At 39.6% G+C, this 3,567-nt stretch carries 2 protein-coding genes; both read left to right on the forward strand.

What is annotated here, in order from left to right:
* Positions 1-249 precede the first annotated feature (249 nt).
* The gene (locus FNH22_RS31530) at positions 250-2,019 is read left to right on the forward strand and encodes an alpha-amylase family protein (RefSeq protein ID WP_143402525.1); all 1,770 of its coding nucleotides are present in this window, start codon (positions 250-252) and stop codon (positions 2,017-2,019) included.
* Between the two features lie 143 nt (positions 2,020-2,162).
* Complete coding sequence (locus FNH22_RS31535; protein WP_143402526.1) at positions 2,163-3,446, forward strand: DUF418 domain-containing protein; 1,284 nt, start codon at positions 2,163-2,165, stop codon at positions 3,444-3,446.
* Positions 3,447-3,567 lie beyond the last annotated feature (121 nt).

Genomic DNA, 3,567 nt, shown 5'->3' on the forward strand with positions numbered 1-3,567 from the left:
CGTGCCACTTGCTTCGCTTCTGGGCACGACCCCAGCGAGTACGGGACTTTCACCCTTTGGAACGCTCAACTTCATGAGCTATATTCACCATTCAAGGCACACACAAACACTAAAATGAATATGCAGACTGAGCTACTATATGAAAGGATAATGCAAAATAGAAACTCTAGTGCTTCTAGCAACTGGGGCGCATACTCATTTTAGTTGGGCGTTAAGGTGCATAGTTAACGACCGCCCTGCCAAAAGAATATGAAAAACATTATCTTGACCCTCCTTCTGGCTTTTCCCTCAATGGCAAAAAGTCAGGGTATTGAAAGCCCAGAGTGGACAAAAGATCTCATTGTTTATGAGATCTCTACAAAGAATTTCACATCTCCTAATGGACCGGGCACAGGAACATTTCAGTCGACTCAAAAAAAGGTGCCGTACCTTGCAGAGCTAGGTATAAATGGGGTCTGGCTCACAGGTCACAACTGGGCCGATGACAAACATTTTTATGGTTTATGGACCCAATATGCCACTATCCGACCTGATAGTATCGACTCCTCCTTAGGTACAAAAAATGACTTAAAGCTGATGGTGGATGAATTTCATAAGTATGACATTAAAGTATTTCTTGATGTTGTGACCCACGGAGTTATGAATTATAGTCCGCTCATAGCTGAGAACCCTAAATGGTTTAAAAGCGGGTCATGGGGAATGACCGACTATGATTGGCATGGAAATCACAAAGACCTGGACGAGTGGTGGGTGAAGACCCATGTGGATTATGTATTGCAACAAGGGATTGACGGATACCGGTTAGATGTATCAATATACCGCCCGGACTTATGGTATGAAATCAAAAGGCAATGTGCAGAAGCTGGTCATCCCATCGTCATATTTTTAGAATTTGAACGCCCAAGTAACAACGTATGTGATTTTTATCAACGAAGCAGAAAACTCAGCGAACAAACGCATGGTATCGATACCATCCTGCCAGCCTATGCCAACGTTGCTTTGGGTTTTAAGAAAAAATATGAAAACAAATCGGACTACAGCATAAAGGTCTTTTATGAAGACGGAAGCTTCGACGAGGGGTCAAGCTTACGTAGGGGTCAACTCGCTGTAAAGATCAAAAACGAGCCCGCCGTTACCATGGTGTCGGATGTTACATTTCTGGAAAATCCGGATAATGTTATTGACCTTTTGATTAGCAATATAGACACCACTAAAAAAATTACGAAATTAAGAATACACAGCGACCCTAAAGATGGCTATCATAAGTGGAACCTATCTTCGAATGAACTCAAGGCCAGGCAGGAACATGGTGATACCTTGAGCCTTCTGCTGAAACCACCTGCTCCTCAATTACAATATTATTCGGTTCAACTAAGCGCTCATGATGATGGATGGGATGGCTTCCCCTCAGACCGAAATCCTTATGTTGCAGAAGGCAGCCGGTGCCTTTTCGGATACAATTGTCTTCTTAGCCCGGCTATACCTTTATTTATGAGTGGTGAAGAGTTTAACGCCGGTTTTTCCGCTAATCCAAAATTGACCCCAGAATTGTTTGGCAAAGGCGAAGAAGGAAAAGGAACATGGCTATACGGAGCTGTCATTGACTGGGCAGAATTGGATGAAGACGAACATAGATCGATGTTCAATGATGTAAAAAAAATGATCTCAATTAGAAAATCGGAAAGTGATTTATTACGCTCTTACACAAACGACACTTTACCAGATATTTTTGGGTTGGATTACATTGCTAAAATAGATTTACCCGTTCCCTTTGCCATACAGAATGAGCACAAGATCATCATTGTTATTGGCAATAATACGGAAACGGATGTTAAATTAACGGTTAAAGTCCCTTTGAAAAAAGTAAGTATCAATCCTGATAGGACCTATGTAATTCAAGATCTCTGGAATGATAAAAAATGGGAAATACCAGGAAAAGAATTGGAAAACTTTCAAATTAATGTAACAAGAGATAAAGTATCATCTGGAGGATTAGCAATATTCAAAATCACTAAATGATGCACCTTAACAAGCGATAAGCTCAATGAGCAAACTGAGCTATGAATAAATTTCAGTGCGAAACTATATAACTTTAGAATCAATTTGAAAGGATATGCTCACTGAGCTTATCTTGGCGTTACCTCTCATATCGCACCTTCAAAATGTCGACATCAATAAAAGCTACAGAATCATTTGAACGAATTCCTTCTCTAGACTTTTTAAGAGGGGTTGCAATACTTGGGATTCTCTTCATAAACATCGAGAGTTTTGCTTATCCTGACCCTTGGAGTCCATGGAAGTTTGGGTATGAGGGGACTATTGACTATTCAACCCGATTTTGGGTATATTTCTTAACTCAAGGAAAGTTCTACACCATGTTTGCTCTTCTATTTGGAGTAGGTTTTTACATTTTTCTGGAACGACTAGAGAAAAAGCAATTGGGGCTTAAGGCAATGGATATTTATGCCCGCAGATTACTTTGGCTGTTCGTCATTGGAGTCATTCATGCATACTTTATCTGGAATGGAGACGTGCTCTATCATTATGCCATTTGCGGATTTTTATTGTTTCCGTTCAGGTCATTTAAAACTAGGAATCTACTATTTATCATCGCTTTTCTATCCTTACTTCAACTGGTCAAATCTTACGATCAAACGATGAGAAGGAAGGGCTGGCAAGATAATTACACAAACGCCATCAATATTCCTGAAGGGCAACGATCAAAAGAAGATGTTAAGAAGATCGATTTTTGGAAAAAACAAACCAAGAAAAAAGCACCTGACACATCTCAGGGTGAAGTGATTAAGAAAACATATTTGATTGGAATTCAAGAAACATATGAACATGCAAGTGCGCATAAAGGGCTTCTTTACTATCAAGGTTTATTATTTCCATCATTAATCGTGATGATCTTAGGCATTGTCCTTTATCGGTCTGAAATATTCCATAATTACCAAATTTGGAAAAATTATTGGCTTGTCTCATTTATTATTCTCAGCATCGGATTGAGCATAAATTATTTAAGGTTCTACCATTGGACTTTTGAATATTTTGAACCTGTTACAAACATTTGGAAAGGATGGCTTTTTACATTTCCAAAAGAAATACTGGGATTGGGCTATGTGCTGATTTTGAATGGAATTTTTCAGAAGTTTCTCAAATCGTCCAAGTTCAAAGTAATTTCTAAAGTAGGAAGGACAGCACTTACAAACTACATCTTTCAGAACACCCTATTAGGATTGATTTTTTATGGTTATGGGCTAGCGCTATTCAACCAATTTTCAAGATTTGAACTAATAGGCATAGTAGCAATGATTTGGATTATTCAGATAACCCTCAGTTGGTTGTGGCTAAGGAGATTTCAGCAAGGTCCATTAGAATGGCTATGGAGAAAACTAACTTACCGGAGTTTTGATGAGGCGATTCGAAATAAAAACGAGAGGTAATCGAGTAGACGGCCGTGAGCTATAAGCCCACGGTGCGCCTCTCACACCACCCAGCGTACGGGTCTCGTACTGGGCGGTTCGTAAAGTATAAGGCTATCGCTCTTTACACCAATAGCCTCTT

It is taken from the genome of Fulvivirga sp. M361 (assembly GCF_007097395.1).
Lineage (GTDB): Bacteria > Bacteroidota > Bacteroidia > Cytophagales > Cyclobacteriaceae > Fulvivirga.

Coding starts and splice junctions, on each gene's coding strand:
- FNH22_RS31535 (WP_143402526.1), top strand. CDS start 2,163: ATGTCGACATCAATAAAAGCTACAGAATCATTTGAACGAATTCCTTCT.
- FNH22_RS31530 (WP_143402525.1), top strand. CDS start 250: ATGAAAAACATTATCTTGACCCTCCTTCTGGCTTTTCCCTCAATGGCA.